The following is a 25,470-nucleotide window of genomic DNA, read 5'->3' as shown; positions in this document are numbered from 1 at the left end:
CTGGGGGCCGTCGCGCGCTCAGTCCAGGGCGAACGCGTCTGCGAGCAGGCCCAGTTGTGTGGTGAGCAGGGTGTCGCCGCGGTGGCCCGTCCCGGCGAACTGTCCCACCGCCTCGAGCCCCACCGAGCCGTGCAGCTGTGCCCATACGAGCACGGCGCCCGCCAGCCCGTGTGCGGCGCGCCGTGTGTCGAGCGCCGTGTCGGGCGCGTACCCGGCGACCCAGGCGCCGACCGGTGCGTCGGACGCGAGCCACGCCTCCATCTCCGCCACGAGCGTGGCCAGGCCCGCCCCCGGTGAACCGTCCGCGAAGAGCGGCAGGAACGGGCCGAGCACCGCGCGGGCGCGGTCCAGCGTGTCGGCGGGAGCCACATAGCCGGGTACGGGCGCGCCCTGGATCAGCAGATAGCGGTGGGGCTCAGCCACCGCCCAGGCCCGATAGGCCTCGCCCAGTGTGTGCAGCCGTGCGCGCGGGCCCTGGCCCGCCGCCCCGGCCTCGGCGGCCGCGCCGGCGACCGCCGAGGCCGCGCCGTCGTAGGCGTCCCTGATCAGCGCGCTCAGCAGATCGTCGCGGCTGGCGAAGTACCGGTAGAGCGCCGGGCCCGAGAGCCCCATCTCCTTGGCGATGCGGGTCAGGGCGAGCGCGCCGACCCCGGATTCGGCCAGCTGCCGCAGCGCCGTGGCCTTGATCTCCGACCGGGTCTGCTCCCGGTACCGGGCACGCGGGCCTTCCTGTCCCTGGACCATCCCGGACTCTCCCTCTGCTGGACCGGCACCCCGAGCTAGGCATGCTCACTTTAGTTACGGAGTCTAATGCAAGCTATTGCGAGACGCTGACGCGGGAGTTACGGTATCTAACGAACGCGATAGTGCATAGCTTTCGCCTCCGTGACTCGAAGGGACACACCATGACCACCGCACCCGCTCTCCACGCAGTCCTCGGCGCCGGACCGGCCGGCACCGCCCTCGCCCGCGAACTCGTCACCCGGGGCCATCGGGTCCGGCTCGTCGACCGGAAGGGGCAGGGCCCCGCGATCGAGGGGGTCGACCGTTTCGCGGCCGACGTGGCCACCCCCGAAGGCGCCCGCGCGGCCGTGGAGGGGGCGGCTGTCGTCCACCACTGCGTCAACGTCGCCTATCACCTCCAGGTCGAGGTCATGCCCCGCATCCAGGAGGCGGTCCTCGCGGCGGTCGAGGAATCCGGCGCCCGTCTGGTCGTCCTCGACACGCTCTACCCGTACGGCGAGACCCACGGCGCCGTGATGACCGAGGACAGCCCGTGGAACGCGACCAGCCGCAAAGGTGTGATGCGTGCGGAGCTGGACACCCGCTACCTCACCGCACACGCCGAAGGGCGTGTCCGTGTCGTGCTGGGCCGCTCCGCCGACTTCGTCGGGCCCGGGGTGCTCAGCTCCACGCTGGGCGGTGCGGTCTTTCCCGCGGCGCTCGCCGGGGGAGAAATCCCGGCCCTCGGTGACATCGATCTGCCGCACAGCTACACGTACATCGGTGATGTCGCTGCCGGGCTCGCCACACTCGGCGAGAACCCGGACGGCGACGGACGCGTCTGGCACCTGCCGACGGCTCCCGCGCTCACCACGCGGCAGATCTTCGCGATGATCGAGGAGCGCGTCGGCCGCCCCCTGAATCTCACGGTCGTCGCCGAGCCCCGTCCGTTCGGGCCTTTCGACGAGGTGTTCATGGCCGAGTACGCCGAGATGTTCTACCAGCACACCGAAGGCCAGACCGTCGACTCCTCCGCCATCGAGAAGGCCTACGGCCTGGCGCCCACCCCGGTCTCCGACGCGCTGGACGCCACCCTCGCCTGGTACGGCGAGTTCCTGGCCGGGAGCTGAGGAAGCGGTGGGTCTCAGTGGTGCAGGAAGCCGGTGATCCGCTGCCGCAGCGAGCGCGCGTCCAGGCCGTGCGCCACGAGGTGGTCCTCCATCTGCCCGTACCTGCGCAGCTCCGCTCGGCCCACCCCCAGACCCAGGACCCGGTGCGGCAGGTCGGCCAGCGCGTCACCCGCCGCAGCCGTCGACGTGCCCGCCAGGTACGGCTCGACGATCACGACGTCCGCCGCGCCGCCCGCACCGGCCGCGCGGCGGAGACCCACGGCGTCGAAGGGGCGCACGGTCGTCGCGTACAGCACGGTCGTGTCCAGCCCCTCGGTCGCCGCGAGGACGTTGTCGAGCATCGGCCCGACGGCGACGACCACCCCGCCCGTCCCCTCGCGCTCGACGCTGAACCCGCGCCCGGTGACCGGGCGGCCCACGCCGTTCGACTGGAGCGAGAGCCTCACATAGACCCGGTCGTCGCCTGCGACGGCTTGCCGCAGCAGGGCCTCGGCCTCGTCCGGGTGCCCCGGCACGTGCACGGTCCAGCCGTCGAGGGTGTCGAGGAGCGCCACATCGCCCGGCGACATATGGGTGAAGCCCCCGGCCGGCCAGTCGTACGAGCCCCCGGCGCTGACCAGGACCCCACCCACCCCCTGGTGCCCCAGGTCCAGCTTCACCTGTTCGAAGGGGCGCTCCACGAGGAAGCTCGCGAAGGTGTGCATCACCGGTCGCAGCCCGGTCAGTGCCATCCCGGCGCCGGCGCCGATGAGCAGCTGCTCCCTGATCCCGACATTGACCACCCGGTCGGGGTGGGCCTGCTCGGCCCGGTCGAAACCGTCGCGGCTGATCTCCGCGAGGACCAGCGCGACGCGGGGGTCGGTGTCCAGCAGGCGGGTGGTGGTGGAGATGAAACGGTCGCGCATGGTGTCCATGGATGCGTCCTCTGTCCTGTTCGGGTGCGGGTGTCGGGCGGTGGTGGGCCGGTCAGCGCTTGGGGGCCACGCGGGCGACCACGGCGTGCGGGCGGCCGGGGTGCGGCGCGGTGAAGGCGGCGTGCAGCGCCTCGTGGTCACGGCCGTCCACGGTCAGGGCGGACCATCCCGCGGCTTCGAACCTGGCCGCGATGCCGCCGGGCCTGGCGTACGTCGCCGAGGCGTTGTCGATCACCACGGTGTGCAGTTGTCCGAGCCCGGCCGGACCCGCGTAGGCGATGGCCTCGTGGTTGCTGCCCTCGTCGAGCTCGGCGTCGCCGGTCAGTACCCATACGCGGGGGTCCGTCAGCCCCTGGGCCCGCAGCCCCAGCACACTCCCCACGGCGAGCGGGAGTCCGTGCCCCAAGGAACCGCTGCCGATCTCGGTACCGGGGACCAGCATCCTGTCGGGGTGGTGCCCGAGCGGCGATTCGTACGAACCGAAGCCGGTGAGCAGCTCCTCGCCGAAGAAGCCGCGTGCGGCCAGCACGGCGTAGTACGCCATGGGGCCGTGCCCCTTCGAGAGCAGGAACCGGTCGCGGCCGGGGGAGTGGACGGTGGCGGGCGAGATCCGCAGGACCCGGTCGTAGAGCACCCAGAGGGCGTCGAGTGTGGAGGTCGCGGCCGGGCCGTGCTTCTCGTCACCGGTCATGAGGCTCATCAGCCGGTCGAGCGCGTCGTAGCCGTGGAGGGACGGGGGAACCGTGTCGGTCAGGTGGTTCGTCATGCACTCAGCGTTCGACATCAAGTGTGGTTGAGGTCAAGCGCAGGACAATGGGTTCGTGAGCACCGGTGCAAGTGCGGTATTGTTCTCATGCGCGTTCAGCCAGGGGGAAACCCCAGGTCAGGCGGGCAGCGGGACGTAGCGCAGCTTGGTAGCGCACTTGACTGGGGGTCAAGGGGTCGCAGGTTCAAATCCTGTCGTCCCGACTGGAGACAGTCGCAGCTCAGGGCCGGTTTCGGAGAGATCCGAAACCGGCCCTGAGCCGTTTCCGGGGAAACTGCGTTGCGTCCCGTGCGGCCGGCGTGGATGCTGGCCGGCCGGAGGCGGTGGAGATGATCAACGTTGAGCTGAAGCTGTACGCGCGCGATCTGGCGCAGGAGGATCTGCCGTCCTGCGGGTGGTCGGGGTCCGAACACCACGTGGCCGGCGTCGCGGAGCAGTTGAAGCGTGTACGGCTGGGAGAGGTCGACTACCTCGCGGTCTGCCCTCCGACGGGCATTCCCGTGGCGAAAGGCGGGGTCGACTACCGGGTCAAGGAAGGCGTCGGCACTCTCTGGCAGCTTGCGGTCCATCCCGCATTGCAGTCGTGCGGGATCGGGACGTTCCTGGTCGGCGCCGCGGAGCAGCGCATCAGGGACCGGGGTCTGTGGCGGGCCGAGCTGGGTGTGGAGGAGAGCAACCCCCGGGCTCGGGCGCTCTACGAACGGCTGGGCTATGTCGCGTTCGACCGTCAGCCGGATTCGTGGGACGAGCGCGCTCCGGACGGGTCGTTGCGCCGCCACGAAACGATGTGCACCCTGATGCGGAAGGACCTGTCCTGACGGGACAGCCCTTAGGCCGTGTATCGAAATTGGATCTTGAGCTGTGAATGATCACGGTTCATGGGTCGGGGAGATCTCACGGACGAGCAGTGGGCGGTTTTGCAGCCGTTGTTGCCGAAGGGGATGAAGGCGGGGCGCCGCGTGTCTGGCCTCGGCGGCAGTTGATCGACGGCATACGGCTCCGGGTCCGGACCGGTGTTCCGTGGTGGGACGTACCCGTCGAGTACGGGCCGTGGGGCCGGGTCTACGACCTGTTCCGCCGATGGCAGCGGAACGGCACTCGGCACCGGATCCTCACCCAACTCCAGGCCCTGGTCGACGCGAAGGGAGAGATCACGTGGGACCTGAGCGTCGAGTCAAGTCGATCGTGGTCACAGCGGGGCAGCGCGGGGACTCGCCGCAGTTCGAACCGGTGCTGGAGAAGGTCCGCGTGCCCCGCATCGGTCCGGGCCGGCCACGAGTCCGCCCCAACCGGGTCCGCGCGGACAAGGCGTACGCCTCCCGCAAGAACCGCGCCTATCTGCGGCGCCGGGGGATCCACTGCACCATCCCGGACAAGGCCGACCAGGCGCGCGACCGCCAGAAGCTCGGCTCCCGCGGCGGCCGGCCGCCGTACTTCGACCCGGTCGACCACCGCGAGCGCCATGCGGTCGAGTGTGGGATCAACCGGCTCAAGAGACACCGTGCTGCCGCCACGCGGTACGACAAGCTCGCGGTCCGCTACGAAGCAACCGTGCTGGTCGCAGCCATCAACGAATGGCCGTAGCCAGGGCTTTCAAGACTCATACGGGCCGCCCCGGAAGTACATACTCCTGTGCGCCCGGGGACGGTCACCGCGCCCGTGCGCGGCATCGGAGCGGTCGGCAGGCGCCATGCGTTCGGCCAGCGTCCGCAGCGTCTCCAGACCGGCCAGCACCTCCGCGCGATTGTCCGACACCTTCATCCACGCCGGCAGCCGAGCGAACATCGACATCGTCGGGCGCACGTCGGCACGCTCTCGCAAGCGCGCCCCGACATAGGCGGACAGCTCGTCGGCGTGCTCCTCGTTGTAGGCCCACAAGATGTGACCGGCGCAACGGGTCTGCAGCCACAGAGGCCGCTGGAAGAACGGATCCTCACTACCACCCAGCACCACGCCGACCAGACCGGCCCCCTGCACCTCAGGCTTCCAGTCGGCGACGGCACCGCACCCCCCACAAACCAGACGACGCGGCTGGAACAGGAGCTCGCTGAAGTATTTGGGATCAGGAAGGCCAGGCCGAGGGATCACGAGAGCACGGCCCTCGCATCGCGGACAGACCACAAGCATCCGACCCGCGAACCGAGTCAACCAGCCCCCTGAGTCATAGTGACGAGCGAGATCAGTGCGCGGCTCGAAATCCATGACGGACACCATCGCAGGTCCGCGATACGCGCAGCTACAGGGTTCTCGAACATGCCCCACAGGTCGCTACCGACCACTTTCAATACACGGCCCAGGATCGGCCGCCGCTCGCGCCACGAGTTGATGCGGGCACGATGTGAAGCTGTCGGACGGCCCGAGCGGAGGCCGCACCGGGAATCTCCGGTACGGCCTCGGGCGGTGTCGGGGACGTCAGGCGGTCTCGCCGGTACCGGAGCCCGACCCCTTCGCTTCCTTGATGCCCTTGGTGATGTCGTCCAGGACCGAGAGCTTCGGTGCCTTGGCGTTGATGTCGAAGCCGGAGCGGACGACCACCAGCATGCTCTTGATGTTGGGGGAGGGGAACGCGAGCGACTCGACGTAACCGTCGTCGCCGTTCTTCGTCACCACCTTCCAGCGCACCACATAGCCCTTCTGCCCGGCGACCGTGACGGCCTCGGACTTGAGCTGCTCGTGCGAGGTGATGCCGCCGTAGACCTTGTCGCCGTACGACTGCTCGGCGTTGACCTTGATGTCGGCAGTCGCCGCGGCCTTGGCCGTCGTCGCCTCGATCTCCAGAGCCTGGGCGGGCGCGGAGGACACCCCGCCGAGCACACACGTCTGGGACTCGTCGCCCGGGCAGGCGTACTCGCCGGTCGTCAGGCCCGCGCCGACCGCGCCCGACCTGCCGGTCCAGCCGTCGGGTACGGGGATGCTGATCCCGCTGGCCGCGTCGGTGGCGTACCCCTCCTCCGTCTGCGGCAGCTGCTGGTCGGGGCTCTGCTCCCCGCCCCCGCCGCCGTCCTGGCCGCCGTCGCCCTGGCCGCCGTTGTCCGGGGCGCCGGGGAGGCGAGGGCTCCCCGATGGGTCGGGCGCCGTGGCCGCGGAGCCGTTCGTGTCGTCCCCGTTGTCGCCCAGCAGATAGCCGCCGCCACCGACGGCCGCGAGCACGACGACGGCGGCGGCGATACCCGCGCCGATGCGTATGCGACGGCGTCTGACCGTCGCGGGAGATATCCGGAGCTGGTCGGTCCAGTGGCTCCCGTCCCACCAGCGTTCCTGGACGGGGCCGTTTCCTGAGTGCCCGGGGTCTGGATGCCAGCCGGGCGGGGTCGTCTGGGTCACCAGAGCACCGTAAGCGAACTGGGTGAGAATCCTATGAAACGCACAGCATCGATGTGCGGGGCCCCGGCCCTACGGTTCGATCAGGCCGGCCCGGATCGCGTACCGGGTGAGTTCCAGGCGGTCGCGCAGCCCCAGTTTCTGCAGCAGATTGGCCCGGTGCCGCTCGACGGTCTTGACGCTGATCACGAGCATCCCCGCGATCTCCTTCGACGAGTGGCCCTCGGCGACCAGCTTGAGGATCTCCTCCTCGCGCTCGGTGATCGCCCGGTCCGGAACGTCGCCGCCGTCCCTGGCCCGGTCCAGATAGTTCCGGATGAGGGCGGTGACCGCACCCGGGTAGAGGAACGGCTCGTCACGCATGGCGGCGCGGCACGCCTCGACGAGATCACGGTCGGCGACGGACTTCAGCACGAAACCGGAGGCGCCGGCCTTCAGCGCCTCGAAGAAGTACTGCTCGTTGTCGTACATGGTGAGCATCAGGATGCGCAGCTCCGGCATGACCCGGGACAGCTCGCGGGCCGCCTGGAGGCCGGTCAGCCGGGGCATGGCGATGTCCAGGACGGCCAGGTCGGGCCGCTCCGCGCGCGCCATCTCGATGGCCTCGGCGCCGTCGCCCGCCTCGGCGACGACCTGGAGGTCGGGTTCGCCGTCGAGGATCAGCCGCACGCCCCGGCGGACCAGGGCGTGGTCGTCCGCGAGCAGGATGCGGGTCTTCCCGGAGCCGGTGGGAGTGTGAGACATGGTCAGGCGCTTCCGTTCCGTACGGGCACATCGAGGCGTACGTCCGTGCCGCCCGTCGCACCGGCACCAAGAGTGAGTGTGGCACCGATGAGCAGGGCGCGTTCACGCATCCCGCGCAGGCCCGCGCCCTCCGGGGCGTCCCCGAGGCCCCGGCCGTCGTCGCGGATGCGCAGCTCCACCCCGCCGGGGCTGCGGCGCAGGGAGACTTCGAGCAGGGTGGCTCCGGCATGCCGGACGGTGTTCGTGACCGCTTCCTGGGCGATGCGGTAGACGACGAGCTCCGCCTCCTCGCCGAGCGGGGGCAGATCCTTCTCCGTCCGGCGTCTGATCGTCAGCCCCTTCGGCGTCGGCGTCTCGGTGGTCAGTGCCGTCAGGGCGCTGACCAGACCGAGCTCCTCCAGCACCCCGGGGCGCAGCCGCCGCGCGATCCGGCGGATCTCGTCGAGGCTGCCCCGGGTGATCTCCTGGACGTGGGTGAGCTCATCGCGCAGCGGCTCCGGGGCGTGGCCCGTGACCCGTTTCAGCTCCAGCAGCACCGCGGTCAGGGTCTGGCCCACCTCGTCGTGCAACTCCTGTGCGACCCGGCGGCGTTCGGCCTCCTGGGCGTTGAGGGCCCGGGCGCTGCTCGTCGCGCGCTCCGCCTCCAGCCGGTCGAGCATGCTGTTGAACGTCTCGATCAGGGCGGCGACCTCCCCCTCGCCCGCGACCTCGGGGCGGGGCCGCGGGCTCAGCAGATCGATGGTCGTCATCGCCCTGGTGACCCGTTGCAGCGGGGCGAGTCCCAGGCGCAGGAGCAGGGCGTTCGCACCCAGCATCAGGGTCATGCCGCCGGCCATGATGAGGGCCTCGGTCAGCACCACAGGGGCGGACACCGTGATCGGGCCGAGCAGCAGCAAGGCCCCGGCGGCGACCAGCACCGCGGCGTTGAGCAGGAAGATGCGCCAGAACAGGGACAAGACCGCACGGCCTCCTTCGGACGGTACGCGGGTGGGTGACCTTCCTCTACTATCGCCGGTCGGGAGGCCGCGCACGGTCTCGCTCGTCGCCGTGGGCCCCTCCATGGCCCATCTGCATGGCCGACCCCCTCGAAGATGGGTGTCAGTCCCGATGTTCCCCGCACCCGGCCCGGACCGACGATGGAGTCGGACCCTACGGGGTTCCGATCCGGGAGGGAGTCACCATGCCCCACTACGACGAGCGGCTGCGCGCCATCGAGGACGGGCTCCGCGCCGACCACCCCGAACGCGCCGACGCCCCGGGCCGGGGCGCTCCGCGCCGCTTCCGCTCCAGCCGCACGCTGCTGTGGCTCGCCGCCGGAGTCATCGGTCTGGTGGCCGGCATCTTCATCGGCCACGGGCTGCTCATCGCGGCCGGCCTGGTGGTGGCGGGGATGGCCGCACAGCTCCTCGACCCCCAGCGCAGGTCCGTCGAACCCAGGCGTCGGGGGCCACGGGGCGGGGTGCCGCGTCTCCATTGAGGTGCCTTCGGGCTTTGGTCCGACCACACGTGCTGTGTGACATAGTCGGATCATGAGTATCGCCCGGAGCAGGGAGTAGCGGATGCCCGTCGAGTGGCAACCCGTACGGCAGTCCCGCACCCACGAGCTGGTGCTCCAGAGCATCGAGGAACGGGTCTTCGCCGGAGAGCTGAGGGCGGGCGACCGGCTGCCGCCCGAGCGGGAGCTGGCGCCCGTGCTCGGCGTCAGCCGGTCCGCGCTGCGCGAGGCGCTCAGGGTGCTGGAGACCATCGGTGTCCTGGTCGCCCAGCCCGGCCGCGGCCCGGACTCCGGAGCGCGCATCGTGCGCAACCCGGACGACGCGCTCGGCCGGCTGCTGCGCCTGCACTTCGCGCTCGGCAGCTACAGCCTGCACGACGTGCTCGAAGCGCGTGTCGTGCTGGAGCGGTCGAGCTGGGAGGTCGCGGCCCGGCACGCCAGGGACGAGGACCTCGACGCCGCGGGGGAGCTCGTCCGGCGGATGGGGGAGCCCGATGTGGGAGTCGCCGAGTTCAACGACCTCGACACCCGCTTCCATGTGCTGATCGCCGGAAGTTCGGGCAACGCGCTCACCTCCACGCTCACCTCGGCCGTGCGGGAGTCCGTCCGCCCGCTGATCCTCCGGGCCCTGGAGCGGACTGAGGACTGGCCGGAGACGGCGGGCGCCCTCAACGCGCAGCACACACGGCTGCTGCACCTCGTGCGTGAAGGCCGGGGTGGCGAGGCGGCGGACCTGGTCGAGGAACACATCAGAGGGCTGCACGGCACGCTGGTCGAGGAGAGCGACGACACCACCACGTAGCGGGACAGGGGTGGAACGGAAGCGGGGGCGGGGACGGTGCGTGTGCACCGTCCCCGCTCCCGTTCCGCTTTGTTGTGCCGCCGGGCGCGTCCGGCGACTTCCCCGCTCGGACCGAGGCTAGTATGGTCGGACCATAAGCGACCGGGGAGGTCCCATGCGTATCGGACTCTTCGCCACCTGTCTGGGAGACACCCTCTTCCCCGAGGCGGTGAAATCCACCGCGGTGCTGCTGGCCCGCCTGGGCCATCAGGTGGTCTTCCCGCCGGGTCAGACCTGCTGCGGCCAGATGCACGTCAACACCGGCTACCAGCGCGAACCCGTCCCGCTCGTGCGGAACTTCGCCGAACAGTTCGGCGACGCCTCGATCGACGCCGTCGTCATGCCGTCGGGCTCCTGTGCGGGATCGGTCCGCCACCAGCACGAGATCGTCGCCGAGCGGTACGGGGACGCCGCGCTGCGCGCCGGGGTCGCCACCGTCAAGGCCAAGACGTACGAGCTCTCCGAGCTGCTGGTCGACGTCCTCGGTGTCACCCAGGTCGGCGCGTACTTCCCGCACCGCGTCACCTACCACCCCACCTGTCACTCCCTGCGGATGCTGCGCGTCGGTGACAAGCCGCTGCGGCTGCTGCGCGCCGTCGAGGGGATCGACCTCGTGGAGCTGCCCGAGGCGGACTCCTGCTGCGGCTTCGGCGGAACCTTCGCCGTGAAGAACGCCGAGACCTCCACCGCGATGCTCCAGGACAAGATGCGCAACATCGCGGACACCAAGGCCGATGTGTGCTCCGCCGGTGACTCCTCCTGTCTGATGCACATCGGTGGCGGGCTCTCCCGGATCAGGTCCGGTACCCGCACCCTGCATCTCGCCCAGATCCTCGGCTCCACCCGCACCGCGCCGTACGCCCTGATGGAGGCCGCCCGATGAGCACGTTCCTCGGCATGCCCGCAGCCCCGCCCCGCTCCCCGTACGGAACCGGGAACCTGCGAGGGGAGCGCACGTTCCCCGAGGCCGCCCACGACGAGCTACGCAACGAGCAACTGCGCCGCAACCTCGGGCGTGCCACCCGCACCATCCGCGCCAAGCGCATCAACGTCACCGGTGAACTCCCCGACTGGGAACGGCTGCGGGACGCCGGCTCCGCCATCAAGACCGACACCATGAACCGCCTGCCCGAGCTGCTGGAACAGCTCGAGGAGAAGGTCACCGAGCGCGGCGGCACCGTCCACTGGGCGCGCGACGGCGTCGAGGCCAACGAGATCGTCACCCGGCTGATCAAGGACACCGGCAGCAGCGACGTCATCAAGGTCAAGTCGATGGCCACGCAGGAGATCGGGCTCAACGAGCATCTCGAAGCGGAAGGCATCACCCCGTACGAGACCGACCTGGCCGAGCTCATCGTGCAGCTCGCCGACGACAAGCCCTCGCACATCCTCGTGCCCGCGATCCACCGCAACCGTGACGAGATCCGGCAGATCTTCCTCGACGAGATCCCCGACATCGACCCGGATCTCGACAATGTGCCCGCACACCTGGCCGCAGCGGCACGCGCCTATCTGCGCGAGAAGTTCATGACCACCAAGGTGGCGGTCTCGGGTGCCAACTTCGGCATCGCGGAGACCGGCACCCTCACCGTGGTCGAGTCGGAGGGCAACGGCCGGATGTGCCTGACGCTGCCCGACACCCTCATCACCGTGATGGGCATCGAGAAGGTCCTGCCGCGCTATCAGGACCTGGAGGTCTTCCTCCAGTTGCTGCCCCGCTCGTCGACCGGCGAGCGGATGAACCCGTACACCTCGCTGTGGACCGGTGTGACCCCGGGCGACGGGCCGCAGGACTTCCACCTGGTCCTCCTCGACAACGGCCGCACCGCCGCGCTCGCCGACACGATCGGCCGCGAGGCGCTGAACTGCATCCGCTGCTCGGCCTGTCTCAATGTCTGTCCCGTGTACGAACGGGCCGGCGGGCACGCGTACGGATCGACGTACCCCGGGCCGATCGGCGCGGTGCTCACCCCGCAGCTCGCCGGGATGGACGCGGCCAAGGGCGACCCCAACAGCTCGCTGCCGTACGCCTCCAGCCTCTGCGGCGCCTGCTTCGACGCCTGCCCCGTGAAGATCGACATCCCCTCGATGCTCGTCGAGCTGCGCCACCAGCACACCGAACAGTCCGGAACCACGGCGGAGAAGCTCGCCATGAAGGCCGCGGCCACCGTGATGAAGTCGCCCAGGATCTACACGGCCGCGCAGAAGGCCGCATCCCTCAGCCGCTCCGTCGGTGTCGGCGGACGCGACCGCACCCTCTCGCGTCTGCCCGCACCGTTCGACGGCTGGAGCGACAGCCGCGACACGGCCGCACCGCCCAAGCAGTCCTTCCGCGCCTGGCTGGCCTCGGCCGACGGCAGGAACACCCTGCGCGAAGCCGCGGCGGATGGCGCCGCCCGGCGCGCCGACGACCAGCAGGAGGAGCAGTGACGACCACCGCACGCGACACGGTGCTGGGCAGGATCAGGGACGCCCTGGCCCTCGCGCCCACCCCCGGCGGCGAGATCCCCCGCGACTACCGCACGGGCCGGACCCTTCCGGACGATGAACTCCTCACGCTCCTGACCGACCGGCTCGTCGACTACAAGGCACAGGTCAGGACCTGCACCCGTGGCCGCACGGCCGAGGTGGTCGCCGACATCCTGCGCGAGCGCGGCGCCCGGCGGATCGGGGTTCCGGACGGTCTGGACGAGCAGTGGCTCACCGCCTACGACGGCGAGGTCCAGCGGGACTCCGCGGACATCCCCGCACCCGGCCTCGACGCGCTGGACGGTGTGGTGACGGCCTCCGCCGTCAGCTGCGCGGAGACCGGCACGATCTTCCTGGACGGATCTCCCGACCAGGGCAGGCGTGCGCTGTCCCTCGTCCCCGACCTGCATGTGTGTGTCGTCGACCTGTCCTCGGTCGTGCCGGGTGTCCCGGAGGCCGTCGCACGGCTGGTGCCGGAGAGGCCGACGACCCTGATCAGCGGGCCTTCGGCCACGTCCGACATCGAACTGGAGCGGGTGGAAGGCGTCCACGGCCCCCGCACCCTCGTCGTGGTGATCCGTACCGACGCCTGACCCCGGCCTGTGGTTCCGACTCACGCCGTTCTTCGTCAGCCCGGGTACACGCCGTCGTCAGGACGCGTGGGTGACCTCCAGCGGCCCGAAGCCGACACGGGTCGTCGCACCGTCCTCGGCCCAGCGCACCGCGACACGCTCCGCGTTCACATCCACCGCGCTCACCGCCGCGTCGAGCGGCCCTGAGTCCGCATCGGCGGTGAGCGAGGCCAGTGCCACCAGCACCTCGGTCCCCTCCACATCGGCACCCAGCCGGGGCAGCACCGCCCACCGGGTGAACGCCGTGCCCTGCGGGGCCCGTACGTCCTCCTGGTCGGGCCAGCCGTGCAGCCCGTGCAGCGCGGAACGCACCGCACCCCCGGGGTCCGTCGCCCAGCCCGTCAGCTCGGCCCGAGCCCCGGCGGGCGCGCCCAGGATCCGGTGCACCCGTAGCTCGTACCCGCCCCGGACGACCGTGACGCTCTCCACGCGCAGCCCCGGCACCGTCGGCGCACCCCGGTCGAAGACCGGTGTGTGCCAGGACGCGGCCCATCCCCAGCCGTCCCCGTGCCCGGCGCCCAGCGGGTGGATCCGGACCCGGCTGCTGCGGGAGCCCGCGACCCGTACCGACAGATGGTTGTCCGCGGTGTTCGCCGACGCGGTGGGGCCGGTGGCCGTCGAATACGCCAGGCGTGCGTAGAGCGGGTCGGACAGATCCGCGGTCTCACCCTCGTGCGGCCTGATGTGGTCGCTGCCGTGGTTGTGCAGCCGCACGATGCCGTCCGTCCGTGTCGACTGCACCAGCAGTCCCGGCGACGGCAGCGAAAGCACCCGGTCCCTGCTCTCGCTCGGGGCGGGTTCCTCGTCCGCCGTCCAGAGCGGGTGCTCCGCGGGGGCGAGCAGGCCGACGAAGGCCTTCGACGCCCAGTAGGGCGACGAAGGACCGGAGTACTCCTGGAGCGTCGCGTCGTGCGGGCCGTGCCAGCCCAGGCTCAGCAGACCGTCGTCCCCGGCCGAACCGCGCTCCAGGAAGTACCGCAGCGAGCCGCTGATCAGCCGGCGCGAGACGCCGGGAGCCAGCGGGGTGTGCCCGGACACCGCGCCCATCCCGACGGCGGCGCCCGCCGCGAACCGATAGGTGAGGGACCTGCCGAAGTGCAGCGGAGCGCCGTCCGCGCCGAACATCAGCGAGAAGCTCTCCAGATGCTCGCTCAGCCGCGTGCCGTGGAGCGCGGACAGTTCCGCGTCGCCCGACAGATACGCGTCGAGCACCGGATACAGGTGCAGCGCCCAGCCGTTGTAGTGGTCAAAGGCGCGCCCGTCCCCGTCGGCGTACCAGCCGTCGCCGCGGTACCAGCCCTCCAGCAGGTCGAGCGCCCGCTGCCTGGCCCGTGCCGTCTCCGCGTCGCCCCGGCCGACCGACTCCAGGAAACCGGCGACGGAGAAGGGGAAGAGATACCAGTTGTTGGGCGCGGGGGTGTGCCGCAGGGCGCCGCGCAGCCACTCCTCCGCGCGGTCCCGCGTGGCGCCGTCGAGCCGGTCCCACAGCCAGGGGCGGGTCAGCCGCAGCCCGATCGCCACCGAGGCCGACTCCACCATCGGCTGGCCGAAGACGGTGTGATCGAGGATCAGCGGCCAGGACTCGGCGTCGTCCCGCCCGGGCGAGAGGGTCCCGGCGGCGATCCCGTCGGCGTACCGCTCCAGCCAGCCGTGCGGGTCCTCGCCCCCGGCGCCTGCCACCCGGAACGCGGCGGTGAGGAACGTACGAGCGTAGCCCTCCAGGCCGTCGGACCTGACCCCCGAGCGTGAGGGGCGGCCCGGCAGGTCGAGCAGGGCCCGGCCGGGGGTGGCCCACTTCCATGCGGCGTCCAGCAGGCCGTCCGCCGCCGCCTCCCAGTGGGCCCTGGTGAAGCCGGTGTACGGACTCCGCGTGCGGTCGTCGGCGGGGAGCCGGAAAGGAGAAGAAGACGTCATGCGAGGAATGCCAGCCTTTCGCGTCGTACGGGATGGGCGAAGCCGTCACCCGCGGCCCAGCGGGCGACCTCGCCGACGGCCAGATCTGCCAGCCGGCGCAGCTCGTTGCCCTGGGAACCCGCGAGATGAGGGGTGATGGTCGCGTTGTCGCAGTCCCACAGCGGATGGCCGGCCGGCAGCGGATCGGGATCGGTGACGTCGAGCACCGCCCGGATCCGGTTTGCCCGCAGGACATCGGTGAGGGCGTCCTGATCGACGACGGCGCCCCGGGAGGTGTTGATCAGCACGGCGTCGGGCCGCATCGAGCCCAGGAGTTCGCGGCTGACAAGACCCGTGGTCTGCGGCAGCAGCGGGGTGTGGACACTGACGACGTCGCTCTCGTCGAACAGGCCGGCCAAGGTGACGGGGCGGACGCCGAGTCCGGCGGCCTCCTCGTCCGTGACGTAGGGGTCGTGCAGGAGCACCTCCAGGTCGTACGGGCGGAGCAGCTCGATCACCCGCCGGCCGATCAGGGAGGCGGACAGGATGCCCACCGCCCGGCCGTAGTTGCCCACCTGGGGCGGTGCGGCCAGCCAGGCGTCGCGCCTACGGGCGGCCTTGAAGTCCCGGGCCCGCTCCAGGACCCGCTTGCCGGACAGCAGGATCATCGCGACGGTGTACTCGGCGACCGGCAGCGCGTTGGCCGCCGCGGCCGATGACACCTCGATGCCCCTGTCCCAGCACGCGTCGGTGACATGGCCGCGCACCGTGCCCGCCGTGTGGACGACGGCCCGCAGCGCGGGGGCGGCGGACAGGACACCCGCGTGGATCGGCGGGCAGCCCCAGCCGGTGATCAGGACCTCCGTGTCCGCGAGTACGGTCCGCGCCGCATCGGTCGAGAAGTCGTCGAGCGCGGGCAGCGGCGCGAGGTCACAGACCTCGGCCAGCGCCGCGAGGGAGTCGGGGGCGAGCACCGCGGCCGCGGCGTCCGCTCCCATGGCGAACGCGGCGCGCGGCCTGCGGTGTGCGGGGGGAGTGCTGGGCATGTTTCTCCTGTGCGGTGGTCCGGACCGGGGTGGTCCGGGCGGGGCGGCGGGGCTACTTGACGGAACCCGCCGTCAGCCCCGACCGCCAGAAACGCTGGAGCAGGGCGAAGGCGAGGATCAGGGGCAGCACCGCGAGCAACGAGCCCATGATGACGACGGGGTAGTACTCGGGCGACACGGACGCCGCGCTGTTCCACGAGTACAGGCCGAGACTGACCGGATACAGATTCTGGTCGGAGAGCATCACCATGGGCAGGAAGAAGTTGTTCCAGATCGCCGTGAGCTGGAAGAGGAACACGGTGACCAGCCCCGGCCCCAGCATGCGCAGCGCCACCCGGAAGTAGGCGGCCAGTTCACCGGCGCCGTCCATCCGCGCGGCCTCCAGGACCTCGTCGGGTACGTATCCCTGGCTGAAGATCCGGCCGAGATAGACCCCGAACGGATTGAACAGGACGGGGATGAACACCGCCCAGAAGGTGTTCACCAGACCGGCGCCCGAGGCCATCAGATAGAGCGGCAGGGCGAGCACGGTCTGCGGCACCATGACAGCGGCGAGCACCAGACCGAACAGCTTCTCCTTGTGGGCGAACCGGTACTTGTCGAACGCGTAGCCGCAGGCGACGCTGATCAGCGCGCCCAGGGCCGCGCCGAGCACCGCGTACAGCAGGCTGTTGGCGTACCAGCGGCCGTAGAGACCGCCGTCCATGGCGAACAGGTCCTTGAGGTTCTGGACGAACGAGAAGTCGGTCAGCGACAGGATGTTGCTGCTGAACAGGGCGTCCCTGTTCTTGGTCGAGGCGAGCACCAGCCACAGCACCGGCAGCAGCGTGTACAGCGCGGAGACGAGGACCACCAGATTGACGACCGAGCGCCCGAGGAGCCGGGGGCGCAGGGGCGCGGCGGTGCGGGTTGCGGTCGACGCACTCATCGGGCGCCCTCCTCGGCTGCGTTCGCGCGGTTGGTCCAGCGGGTGACGCCGTAGGAGAGGGCGATCGTGCACAGCAGCAGGATGACGGAAGCGGCCGCCGCCAGGCCGTAGTTGTTGCGGGTGAAGGCGGCGTCGTAGATGTACATGCTGGGTGAGAAGCGTGAGCTGATCATCGGGGTCGACTGGCTGAGCAGCATCGGCTCGGTGAAGAGCTGGAGCGCGAAGATGAGCGTGAACATCGCGACCATGACGATCGACGACCGCACCAGCGGCGCCTTGACCTGGAGAGCCGTGCGGACGGGGCCGGCACCGTCGACGACCGACGCCTCGATCACCTCGCGGGGGACCGCCTGCAACGCGGCGTAGAACACGACCATGTTGTAGCCGAGGTTGCTCCACAGCGCGATGTTCACGATGGACGGGAGCACCATGTGCACCCCGAGGAAGTCCACGGTGATGTCGGCCCTGCCGAGCAGGCCGATGACCGGACTGATCCCGGGGGTGTACAGATACAGCCAGATCAGGGCCGCGATGATGCCCGGCACCGCGTGCGGCAGGAACAGGGCGAGCTGGACCGTGCCCCGCAGGCGGACCACTCCGGAATCCAGCAGCAGTGCCAGCGCGAGAGCGCCGATCACCATCAGCGGGATGTAGACCACGCAGTACAGCGCGACGGTGCCGAGACTGTTCAGGAAGGTCGGGTCCGTCAGTACGGCGGTGTAGTTGCGGAGCCCGGCGAAGACCGTCCGCTCGGGACCGAAGCCGAGCCCGGGCTGGTCGTCGCTGAAGAAGCTCAGACGGACGGCGGTGGCGACCGGGATCAGGAAGACGGTCACCAGGAGGACGAAGAACGGGGCCATCAGGGCGCCGCAGGCGCCGAGTTCACGCCGCCGGGCGGTCCTGCGGCCCGGCGGCGCCGTCGGGGTGGCGGCCGGACTCTCCGGCGACGGCCGAGCGGGGGCGTCCGCGGTTGCGGACACGGGGGTGGCGCTGGTCATGGGTGTCACCTGCCTCTGCTGCTGGGAGGGATAGGGATCGCCGGTCAGGTGGAGCGCTGGGTGGTGGAGAGACCGAGCGCCTTGAGATCCGGCATGGTGCCCTCCTGCGCGGCCCGGACCGCTCCGAGGATGGAGCCCTGGCCCCCGCTCGCCCGTGCGAGTCCGTCCTTCATGATCCGTCCGGTGGCCGTCATCCGGGGGCCCCAGGTCCAGCCGGGGCGGATCTTGTGGGCCTCCTGCTCGAAGAGGGTGTAGATGTCCTGCCCGCCGTAGTAGGCACGGTCGAAGGCCTTGCGGCCCACGTCCACGAGGCCGGGCGCCGCGGGGTACTGACTGCTGGAGCCGCTGGAGAGCCGGGCCCGCAGCGCGTCCGGGTGCGAGACCTGCCACTCGATGAACTCCATCGCGGCCTCCGGGTGGCCACTGTCCCTGGTGACCGTGAAGGTCGAGCCGCCATGGGTGCCGACACCGGGGTCGGCCGGATCCCACTGGGGGGACGGCGCGATGGCCCACCGGCCCTTCTGTCCCGGCCTGGCCTGCATCTGGGCGCCCGCGTCCCACGCACCGCTGAGCCTGCTGAGGACCAGGCCGTCGCTGATCTGGACGTCGCTCTGCCGGCTCTCCACCGGGTTCATGAACACCAGGTCCTGATCGGTGAGCCGCTGCCAGAAGGCCGCCACGCGACGGGTGGGCGCGTCGGCGAGCGAGACGTTCCAGGCGCCGCCCGCCGTGTCGAACCACTGGGCACCCGCCTGCCACGCGAAGGCGGCGAGATGGGTGTCACCGTCCGTCGGGAACAGCGCCATCCGGCGGTTCCCGGTCTTCTCGCGTACGGTCCTCGCGGTGTCCTCGAAGTCGTCCCAGGTGCGCGGGACGGTCAGCCCGTACCGCTCGAAGAGATCGGTGCGGTAGTGCAGCACCACCGGCTCTATGTCGAGCGGGACGCTGAACACCCGCTTCTCGAAGGTGGTCAGCCCCAGCGCCTGCGGCAGCAGCTTCGACCGCAGCTCCTCGCTCACCAGGTCCGTGAGGTCGCGGCAGACCCCGTCGATGGCGAAGCCCGGCACCTGGGGGTACTCCAGGGTGGCGACGTCCGGGGCGTTGCCGGCCCGTGCCGCGTTGCTCAGCTTGGCGTATCCGCCCTGCCCGCCCGAGGGGATCTGCTGGAAAACGACCTCGATGGTGTCATGGCCGCGGTTGAACGCGTCCACGACCTCCTGACTGCCCCGCAGGGCCGACCAGAAGGTGATGCGTGTCTTCTTCCTGTTGTGCCCGCTGCTCACGGTCCTGCCGGTACTGCTGGTGTCGCCCGATCGTGTGTCTCCGCCACCACTCTCACAGGCGCTGAGCGCGCCTGTGAGAGGCAGTGCGGCGATCGTGGCGAGCACGGATCGACGGCTCTGTCGACCAGGCATGTGCGCCTCCCGCGGCTCCTGATTCGAGACACGGGGAATACTGATCGCCTGATCGATAGTGGTCAATAGATCGATCAAAGGAAGCTTGAAGTGTTCAAACGATCAGATGTCGGAGTGGGGCAACCTCCGTGTCGATCCGCGCACTTCGAGGCGGGGGAGCAGCTCCACCCGGCGCACCGGCCCGGTGGTGCCGGCCGGGTGCGCCAGCCGTTGCAGGAGCAGCTCGGCCGCCGCCCGTCCGATCTCCGCCCTGGGCGGGGCGACCGCGGTGAGAGCCGTGGTGCCCAGCGCGGCCACGACGTCGTCGTACGCCACCACGGAGCAGTCCCGCGGCACCCGGACCCCGTTCTCCGCCAGCCGCTGGACCAGCATCAGGGCGTCCTCGTCGCCGTGCAGGACGGCGCCGGTCGCACCGCGCTCCCGCAGCAGCGTGGTGAGATCCGGGACCGGCTCCCGTGTGCCGGGTTCCCCGGGGCCCGCGTTGGAAGAGCTGAGCACCACGGTCCAGTCCTCCACCTCCGGCCGGGAAGCCGCGATCTCCGCGAACGCCGACCGGATGGAGCGGGCTGTCGGACTGTCGTTCCTTGCGGCCAGGACGAGCCGGCGGTGGCCGAGGGCGATCAGATGGTCCACGGCCAGATGGATCCCGTACCAGTGGTCGGAGCAGACCGAGTCCAGGGGGTGCAGAGCGCTGCCTGGCCGGGGTCGCCGCTCCATCAGGACCGTCGGCACCCCCACCTCGGAGAGCCAGCCGTAATCCGCCTCCTCACCGGCGGCGCTCCGCCACCTGGGGGCGATCAGCAGACCGCGTGCCCCGGCCGCCAGCGCCCGCGCCACCTGCGGCCGTTCGGCCCCGGCCGCCTGCGGGGCGATGTGCAGGGTGATCCGCGCACCCGCCTCCTCGAGCGCCGTCCTGGCGCCGTGCAGGGTCTCGTAGAGGTATGAGTGCCGCTCCGGGACGACCAGGGCGATGGCGGCCCCTTCGCCGGCCGGCTGCCCGGTCCTGGCCGCCGGCACCGTCATGGCCGGCACGTCGTCCGCCACCGGCCGGACCACTCCGTGCCCGCGCCGCAGCATCCCCGTTCTGGCCAGCTCCTCCACGTCCCGCCGCAGCGTGACCGCCGAGACGTCCAGCTCGGCGGCGAGCGAGCTCACCTTCACGGCGCCCCGCGCGTGCACCACCGCGAGAATGCGTTTGCGCCTCAGCTCAACCGGCTCCCGCATGCTGGCCCCCTTGCCTACCGCTGTGCGATGTTCGTTTGAACGTTTGCCTGAGTGATCGCAGCATAGCGAGGGTGGACGTCCGAGCGGTCAGAGGATGGAACGATCATCCGCCGAAGTGAAGATGTGTCTAGCATCTGATCCGCAATGGACACCATCACACTCTGGCAACTGGCCGCGCTCGCGGCGGCATCCCTGCTCGTCGGCTTCTCCAAGACCGCCGTCAGCGGTGCCAACACGATCAGCCTCGCGGTCTTCGCGGCCGTACTGCCGGCCCGTGAATCGACCGGAGTGCTGCTTCCGATCCTGATCGTGGGCGACACCCTCGCCGTGCTGGTCTACCGCCGGCACGCGCACTGGCCCACGCTGCTGCGGCTCTTCCCCGCGGTCGCCGTGGGCGTGGTGGCGGGGGCCGTCTTCATGCTGTGGGCCGACGACGAGGCCGTGGCCCGCTCGATCGGGGCGATCCTGCTCTTCATGGCGGGAGTCACCCTCTGGCGCAGGCGCGCGCGGCCCCAGCCGGCCCCGGGGGAGGGCGCACGGGAGGACGGCGCACGGGAGGAAGGTGCGCAGGCGGAGGGCGCACAGGAGGAGGGCGCGCAGGAGGAGCCGTCCCTGCGCGCCGGGCGTCTCAAAGCCCGGTCCTACGGGGTGCTCGGCGGCTTCACGACGATGGTCGCCAACGCGGGCGGCCCCGTCATGTCGCTCTACCTGCTCTCCGCGGGATTCCGGAAGCTCGGCTTCCTAGGGACGTCGGCGTGGTTCTTCCTCATCGTCAACACGTCCAAGGTGCCCTTCAGCGTGGGACTCGGCCTCATCGACGCGCAGTCGCTGATGCTGGACGCGGCCCTGGTGCTCTTCGTCATCCCGGGTGCCTATCTCGGTCGCGCCTGCGTCGGCCGCATCAATCAGAAGCTCTTCGACCGGATCGTGATCGCGGCCACCGTCCTGGGCGGCCTCCAGCTGCTGCTCCGCTGAAGACCACCCGCGCGAGGCCGGCCGGTCAGGCCGGGCCCGGTCACGGAATGAGCAGCCAGTCCGCGCCGACGGCCGCGATCAGCCCCGCGCCCAGCAGCCAGCTGCCGAGCCGCGTACGGCCGTTCCTGCTGAGCTCGATCACCACACCGCACAGGATGAGCGCGAGCCCGTAGACCCCGACGACCAGGACCGACGAACGGCTGGCTATGCGCAGTGCCAGGACAAGGGCCATCACCGCCATGCCGATCGAGGAGAGAACGATCCGCAGCTGCCGCGCCTGACGTGGCGTGAGTCTTCCCCCCGGGGCGGGGGCCTCCGGCGCGGCGGTCTCAGGGGCTGCGGTCTTCGGGGCCGCAGTCTCGGGCGTCGCGGTCTCCGGGGCTGCGGCCTTCGGCGTCCTGGTCTCCGGCGTGGTGGTCTCCGGTGTCGCCGCAGGGCTCCCGCCCGGATCCCGGTCCTGCTCGTTCCGGTGGCCCGGCTCGTTCCGGTGGTCCTCGTCCTGGCCCTGGCTCTGGCTCTTGTCCTGGTCCTGGTCCTGGTCAGAAGTGCTCATGAGGCGGGATCGTAATGGCTGTGCACCGTCATGTTCGCCGGACCCGGGATCCGGGGCGCTCAGCCACCGGCCCGCTCAGCCACCGGCCCGCCCCGGTCCGACGTCCCCCCGACGCAGGCGTGGTGCCTCCGAGGCGGCGTCCACGACCCGCGTGCGCCCGGAATCCCCGGTCGGCCCGGTGCCGCCCTCCGCGTCCTCCGGTCCGGAGGTGTCGACGCGGTCCGCCAGCTCCCGCGCCCAGCCGATCAGCCCGTCCACACCGATCCCGTGCGGATCCGACGCCCCGAACCTGTCCACGGCCGCGGCGCCCCGCCTCAACAGCCGTGCCCCGCCCGCTGTGTTGCCCCGAGCGGCATGGGTCAGCCCGACCGCCATCTGCGCGAGGCCCCGCCACAGCTCGCGCTCCTCGTCGGGACCCGACTTCCAGGCGTCCTCGAACACCTCGTGGGCGTGGAACGGCATCCCGGCGTCCAGCAGCCGCTGGGCCTCGCGCACCGTCTCGCCGGGGGAGCGGACCACGCCCTCGGGCTGCCGCTCCACCCCCGCGGCGCCGTACGGCAGGGGGCGTCCCAGCCCGTCCCTGGGGCGCGCGTTGCGCGCCCGCCCTTCCTCGTCGCGGTCCCTGCGAGATTCGTCCACCCCCCGATTGTGCCTCGCACCTGCGAAGAACCGCAGTAACCCCTGTCCCGGCGCACCCGCGCACAGTTAGGCTCTGTGCTCCTCGCAACCACCCTGGGAAGGGGAGGCATGAAGCCGTCCCGGCCGTTGTACGAGCGCGAACCCGAACTCGCCGCAGCCGCACAGGCGCTGGACGCCCTCTGCGGCGCACAGGCTGCCGGAGGGCTGCTGGTCTTCAGCGGCGAGGCCGGTATCGGCAAGACCGCGTTGCTCGGCGAGATACAGGCCATGGCCGCCGACCGCTGCACCATCTGGTCGGCCCGGGGCGGCGAGACGGTCACCTCGGTGCCCTTCCACGTCGTACGCCAACTGCTCCAGCCCGCGCTGGTCCGGCTCCCCGCCGACGAGACCCGCGCCCTGTTCGGTGACTGGTTCGACATCGCCGCACCCGCGTTGGGCCTCGCGGATCCCTGCGGTCCGCAGCCCGACCCGCAGGGTGTCAGGGACGGCCTCGACCACGTCGTGTCCCGGCTCGCCTCACGGCTCAGCCACCGTCCGCTGCTGCTCATAGTGGACGACGCGCACTGGGCGGACGGCGAATCCCTCGCCTGGCTCGCCGGTTTCACCGCGCGGCTCTCCGAACTGCCCGTCCTGGTCGTGCAGGCGCACCGCCCCCAGGAGCTCGCCGACCGCAACGCCGACTGGGCCATCTCCCGTGCCCCGGAGCGCAGCACCCCCGGCCATCCGGCGCTGACCCGCGTGGCGTTACGCGCGCTCACCCCCGATGCCACGGCCGACCTGGTCCGCGCCGGCCTGGGCGACCACGCGGACGACCCCTTCTGCCGGGAGGTCTGGGCCGTCACCGGAGGCAATCCGTACGAAGCGGTCGAACTCGTCGCCAAGGCGCAGGACCGCGAACTCGCACCGGTCGAGGCATCCGCCGCCCTGCTGCGTGAACTCGGGGCCTCGGCCAGGGGCAGCGGACTCGTCGCCCGCCTCGAACGCCTGGGTACCAACGCCAACCGCTTCGCCTGGGCGGCGGCCGTGCTCGGCACCGAGATCTCCCAGGAACTCGCCGCGACACTCGCCGGAATGAGCTCGGCGGAGGCAGCCGACTGCACGGCACGTCTGCGCGACGCCCGTATCGTCAGCGGCTTCGACCCGCTGGAGTTCGTCCACCCGCTCATCGCCACCGCCGTCTACCGCTCGATCCCGCCGGCGACCCGTACCGCCATGCACGGGCGCGCGGCCTGGGCGATCACCCAGGCAGGACTCGGGTCGGCGGCGGCCTCGCGCCATCTGCTCGAAGTGCACCCGGACGACGACCAGGAGCTCGTCACCCAGCTGCGCGAAGCGGCACGGCAGCACCTCGCGGTCGGCGCCCCCGAAGCGGCCAGACGCTGTCTCGAACGCGCACTGGACGAGCCGCCACGCCCCCGCGACCGAGCGGCGCTCCAGTACGAACTCGGCTGCGCCACGCTGCTCTCCTCGCCCGCCACCACCGTGCAGCACCTGCGGTCCGCGCTCGACACGCCCGGTCTCGACGCGACGCTCCGGATCGACGCCACCTTCAGGCTTGCCTCCGCCCTGTCCCACAACAACCAGCTCAAGGACGCGGCGCTCTCGCTGGCGGCCGAGGCGTCGCGAACCGCCCCGGGACCCGGCCTGATGCGCCTCCAGGCCGCGCACTTCCTGTGGGAGGGCATGCAGGCCGCCGAGGACGACGGCCCCGCGCGGTCGGCCCGTCTCGCCCGCAACGCGGACCACCTCAAGGGCCGGGACAACGCGGAGCGCGCCCTGCTCACCCTGCGGGCCTTCGACGCGATGCTCCGCGGCGAGAACGCCCAGCTCGTCGTGGACCTCTGCGAGCGTGCGCTCGTCGAGGGGCGGCCCGCGCGCGGGCTCGGCTGGACCGACTCCGAATGGGGCTTCGAGCTCCCCACGATGGCGGGTATCACCTACGCCTTCACCGACCAGCTCGACCGGGCGGAAACCCTCTTCGGCGAGGCCGTGCGCGCCTTCGAGATCTCCGGCTGGAGCGGTGCGCACCTCGCCTTCGCGCACACCCTTCTCGGCCTCGTGCACCGACGACGCGGCCGTCTCGCCGAGGCCGAGGGCTTCCTGCGCGAAGGACTGCGCCTCGCTGACCGGGCCGGCAGCGGACTGCCCGTCCACTGGGACGCCACCTGTCTCCTCGTCGACACCCTGCTCGCCCGCGGCCGTACGGCGGAGGCCAGGCTGGTCGCCGACCGCTACGGCTTCGGGCCGCCCTACCCCAGCGCGATGGTCCTGCCGGACGCCCCGTGCGTACGCGGACGGCTGCTGCTGGCCGAGGGGCGCACACAGGAGGCCGTGGCCGAGCTGGAGGCAGCGGGAGCGGCCCTGGAGCCACGGGGCCGTTTCAACGGGGTCTGGGCGCCCTGGGCAGGCGACCTCGCCCGCGCGCTCGCAGGCACCGACCCGGTCAGGGCCGCCCAACTGGCCACCAGGGCGCGCGTCCACGCCGAACGCTTCGGCACGGACACGGCGATCGGTGAGGCCCTGCGCTGCGTCGCCCTGTTCGTGCCCGAAGAGGAGTCCACCCACCTGCTGGCCGAGTCCGTACGCCACCTCGAGGCATCCTCCTCCGCCTACGAGCACGCGGTGGCCCGTCTGGAGTACGGCACCGCGATCCGCTCCCGCCAGGAGATCGCCCGGGCCGAGAAGCTCGCCGTCGCCTGCGGCGCCGAAGGGCTGGCGACCCGCGCCCAGCAGGTAGGCGCGTCGATCCGGTCCTCGGAGTGAG

The 25,470-nt window shown here is 71.2% G+C and carries 25 protein-coding genes, 1 tRNA gene and 1 pseudogene; 12 read left to right on the top strand and 15 right to left on the bottom strand.

Going from position 1 to position 25,470, the window contains the following annotated elements; translation table 11 throughout:
• Positions 1 to 18: 18 nt before the first annotated feature.
• Positions 19 to 744 carry a TetR/AcrR family transcriptional regulator gene (locus OG623_RS02675; protein ID WP_406143922.1) on the bottom strand — a complete coding sequence of 242 codons (726 nt, stop codon included), beginning with the start codon at positions 742 to 744 and terminating at the stop codon, positions 19 to 21.
• A 161-nt stretch (positions 745 to 905) separates the two neighbouring features.
• Here OG623_RS02675 and OG623_RS02670 point away from each other — a divergent pair, with 161 nt between their 5' ends.
• Positions 906 to 1,853: an NAD-dependent epimerase/dehydratase family protein gene (locus OG623_RS02670; protein WP_406143921.1), complete on the top strand. Its 948-nt coding sequence runs from the start codon at positions 906 to 908 to the stop codon at positions 1,851 to 1,853.
• A gap of 14 nt (positions 1,854 to 1,867) precedes the next feature.
• On the opposite strand, the gene OG623_RS02665 is transcribed toward OG623_RS02670, so the two are convergent.
• Together OG623_RS02665 and OG623_RS02660 are read right to left on the bottom strand one after the other, a co-directional pair.
• Entirely contained in the window at positions 1,868 to 2,767 is a 900-nt protein-coding gene (locus tag OG623_RS02665; RefSeq protein ID WP_406143919.1) for a transketolase family protein, read from the bottom strand.
• Between the two features lie 52 nt (positions 2,768 to 2,819).
• Positions 2,820 to 3,533, bottom strand: a complete 714-nt coding sequence (locus tag OG623_RS02660) for a transketolase (RefSeq protein ID WP_406143918.1) — start codon at positions 3,531 to 3,533, stop codon at positions 2,820 to 2,822.
• Between the two features lie 129 nt (positions 3,534 to 3,662).
• On the opposite strand from OG623_RS02660, the gene OG623_RS02655 reads away from it, so the two are divergent.
• The 4 genes and pseudogenes from OG623_RS02655 to OG623_RS02640 all read left to right on the top strand — a co-directional run bounded on the left by OG623_RS02655 (position 3,663) and on the right by OG623_RS02640 (position 5,117).
• Positions 3,663 to 3,736, top strand: a tRNA-Pro gene (locus tag OG623_RS02655).
• 126 nt (positions 3,737 to 3,862) lie between these two features.
• Positions 3,863 to 4,351 carry a GNAT family N-acetyltransferase gene (locus OG623_RS02650; RefSeq protein WP_406143916.1) on the top strand — a complete coding sequence of 163 codons (489 nt, stop codon included), beginning with the start codon at positions 3,863 to 3,865 and terminating at the stop codon, positions 4,349 to 4,351.
• Between the two features lie 47 nt (positions 4,352 to 4,398).
• A pseudogene (locus tag OG623_RS02645) lies at positions 4,399 to 4,584 on the top strand (transposase); the annotation flags it as partial.
• Positions 4,585 to 4,688: 104 nt separating this feature from the next.
• Positions 4,689 to 5,117 carry a transposase gene (locus OG623_RS02640; protein WP_406143914.1) on the top strand — a complete coding sequence of 143 codons (429 nt, stop codon included), beginning with the start codon at positions 4,689 to 4,691 and terminating at the stop codon, positions 5,115 to 5,117.
• Between the two features lie 9 nt (positions 5,118 to 5,126).
• On the opposite strand, the gene OG623_RS02635 is transcribed toward OG623_RS02640, so the two are convergent.
• The 4 genes from OG623_RS02635 to OG623_RS02620 form a co-directional block, all read right to left on the bottom strand.
• The gene (locus tag OG623_RS02635; RefSeq protein ID WP_406143912.1) at positions 5,127 to 5,735 is read right to left on the bottom strand and encodes a hypothetical protein; all 609 of its coding nucleotides are present in this window, start codon (positions 5,733 to 5,735) and stop codon (positions 5,127 to 5,129) included.
• A 210-nt stretch (positions 5,736 to 5,945) separates the two neighbouring features.
• Positions 5,946 to 6,857 carry a DUF2510 domain-containing protein gene (locus tag OG623_RS02630; protein ID WP_406143911.1) on the bottom strand — a complete coding sequence of 304 codons (912 nt, stop codon included), beginning with the start codon at positions 6,855 to 6,857 and terminating at the stop codon, positions 5,946 to 5,948.
• A gap of 69 nt (positions 6,858 to 6,926) precedes the next feature.
• Positions 6,927 to 7,598, bottom strand: a complete 672-nt coding sequence (locus OG623_RS02625; protein ID WP_406143909.1) for a response regulator — start codon at positions 7,596 to 7,598, stop codon at positions 6,927 to 6,929.
• Positions 7,599 to 7,600: 2 nt separating this feature from the next.
• Positions 7,601 to 8,554: a HAMP domain-containing sensor histidine kinase gene (locus OG623_RS02620; protein ID WP_406143907.1), complete on the bottom strand. Its 954-nt coding sequence runs from the start codon at positions 8,552 to 8,554 to the stop codon at positions 7,601 to 7,603.
• A 224-nt stretch (positions 8,555 to 8,778) separates the two neighbouring features.
• On the opposite strand from OG623_RS02620, the gene OG623_RS02615 reads away from it, so the two are divergent.
• From OG623_RS02615 to OG623_RS02595, 5 genes are all read left to right on the top strand, one after another.
• The gene (locus OG623_RS02615) at positions 8,779 to 9,075 is read left to right on the top strand and encodes a DUF3040 domain-containing protein (protein ID WP_406143906.1); all 297 of its coding nucleotides are present in this window, start codon (positions 8,779 to 8,781) and stop codon (positions 9,073 to 9,075) included.
• A gap of 82 nt (positions 9,076 to 9,157) precedes the next feature.
• Entirely contained in the window at positions 9,158 to 9,895 is a 738-nt protein-coding gene (locus OG623_RS02610; protein ID WP_406143904.1) for a FadR/GntR family transcriptional regulator, read from the top strand.
• A 154-nt stretch (positions 9,896 to 10,049) separates the two neighbouring features.
• A complete protein-coding gene (locus tag OG623_RS02605; RefSeq protein WP_406143902.1) occupies positions 10,050 to 10,817 on the top strand; it encodes a (Fe-S)-binding protein in 768 nt (255 codons plus the stop codon).
• Positions 10,814 to 12,364: a lactate utilization protein B gene (locus OG623_RS02600; protein WP_406143901.1), complete on the top strand. Its 1,551-nt coding sequence runs from the start codon at positions 10,814 to 10,816 to the stop codon at positions 12,362 to 12,364. The genes OG623_RS02605 and OG623_RS02600 overlap by 4 nt, the downstream gene beginning before the upstream one ends.
• Positions 12,361 to 12,996 carry a lactate utilization protein C gene (locus OG623_RS02595; RefSeq protein WP_406143899.1) on the top strand — a complete coding sequence of 212 codons (636 nt, stop codon included), beginning with the start codon at positions 12,361 to 12,363 and terminating at the stop codon, positions 12,994 to 12,996. The genes OG623_RS02600 and OG623_RS02595 overlap by 4 nt, the downstream gene beginning before the upstream one ends.
• A gap of 57 nt (positions 12,997 to 13,053) precedes the next feature.
• Here OG623_RS02595 and OG623_RS02590 read toward each other — a convergent pair whose 3' ends face one another.
• The 6 genes from OG623_RS02590 to OG623_RS02565 form a co-directional block, all read right to left on the bottom strand.
• A complete protein-coding gene (locus OG623_RS02590) occupies positions 13,054 to 14,949 on the bottom strand; it encodes a DUF2264 domain-containing protein (protein WP_406143898.1) in 1,896 nt (631 codons plus the stop codon).
• Complete coding sequence (locus OG623_RS02585) at positions 14,946 to 15,974, bottom strand: hydroxyacid dehydrogenase (RefSeq protein WP_406143896.1); 1,029 nt, start codon at positions 15,972 to 15,974, stop codon at positions 14,946 to 14,948. The genes OG623_RS02590 and OG623_RS02585 overlap by 4 nt, the downstream gene beginning before the upstream one ends.
• Positions 15,975 to 16,026: 52 nt before the next feature.
• Positions 16,027 to 16,902: a carbohydrate ABC transporter permease gene (locus tag OG623_RS02580; RefSeq protein ID WP_406143895.1), complete on the bottom strand. Its 876-nt coding sequence runs from the start codon at positions 16,900 to 16,902 to the stop codon at positions 16,027 to 16,029.
• Positions 16,899 to 17,900: a carbohydrate ABC transporter permease gene (locus OG623_RS02575; protein WP_406143893.1), complete on the bottom strand. Its 1,002-nt coding sequence runs from the start codon at positions 17,898 to 17,900 to the stop codon at positions 16,899 to 16,901. The genes OG623_RS02580 and OG623_RS02575 overlap by 4 nt, the downstream gene beginning before the upstream one ends.
• A gap of 44 nt (positions 17,901 to 17,944) precedes the next feature.
• On the bottom strand, positions 17,945 to 19,315 hold the full coding sequence (locus OG623_RS02570) for an ABC transporter substrate-binding protein (RefSeq protein WP_406143891.1): 1,371 nt from the start codon (positions 19,313 to 19,315) through the stop codon (positions 17,945 to 17,947).
• A 102-nt stretch (positions 19,316 to 19,417) separates the two neighbouring features.
• Positions 19,418 to 20,539: a substrate-binding domain-containing protein gene (locus OG623_RS02565; protein ID WP_406143889.1), complete on the bottom strand. Its 1,122-nt coding sequence runs from the start codon at positions 20,537 to 20,539 to the stop codon at positions 19,418 to 19,420.
• A gap of 144 nt (positions 20,540 to 20,683) precedes the next feature.
• On the opposite strand from OG623_RS02565, the gene OG623_RS02560 reads away from it, so the two are divergent.
• Positions 20,684 to 21,514: a sulfite exporter TauE/SafE family protein gene (locus OG623_RS02560; RefSeq protein WP_406143887.1), complete on the top strand. Its 831-nt coding sequence runs from the start codon at positions 20,684 to 20,686 to the stop codon at positions 21,512 to 21,514.
• 40 nt (positions 21,515 to 21,554) lie between these two features.
• Here OG623_RS02560 and OG623_RS02555 read toward each other — a convergent pair whose 3' ends face one another.
• Positions 21,555 to 22,067, bottom strand: coding sequence for a hypothetical protein (locus OG623_RS02555; RefSeq protein WP_406143885.1), 513 nt, complete (start codon positions 22,065 to 22,067; stop codon positions 21,555 to 21,557).
• 75 nt (positions 22,068 to 22,142) lie between these two features.
• Positions 22,143 to 22,706 carry a DUF309 domain-containing protein gene (locus tag OG623_RS02550; protein ID WP_406143883.1) on the bottom strand — a complete coding sequence of 188 codons (564 nt, stop codon included), beginning with the start codon at positions 22,704 to 22,706 and terminating at the stop codon, positions 22,143 to 22,145.
• 108 nt (positions 22,707 to 22,814) lie between these two features.
• On the opposite strand from OG623_RS02550, the gene OG623_RS02545 reads away from it, so the two are divergent.
• On the top strand, positions 22,815 to 25,469 hold the full coding sequence (locus tag OG623_RS02545) for an ATP-binding protein (protein WP_406143881.1): 2,655 nt from the start codon (positions 22,815 to 22,817) through the stop codon (positions 25,467 to 25,469).
• The last annotated feature ends 1 nt before the right edge of the window (position 25,470 follow it).

This window comes from Streptomyces sp. NBC_01012 (assembly GCF_045162755.1).
In the GTDB taxonomy this organism is placed as follows: Bacteria; Actinomycetota; Actinomycetes; order Streptomycetales; family Streptomycetaceae; genus Streptomyces.
Note: the sequence above shows the minus strand (reverse complement) of the source record. Positions and strands in the feature narration are given on the sequence as shown.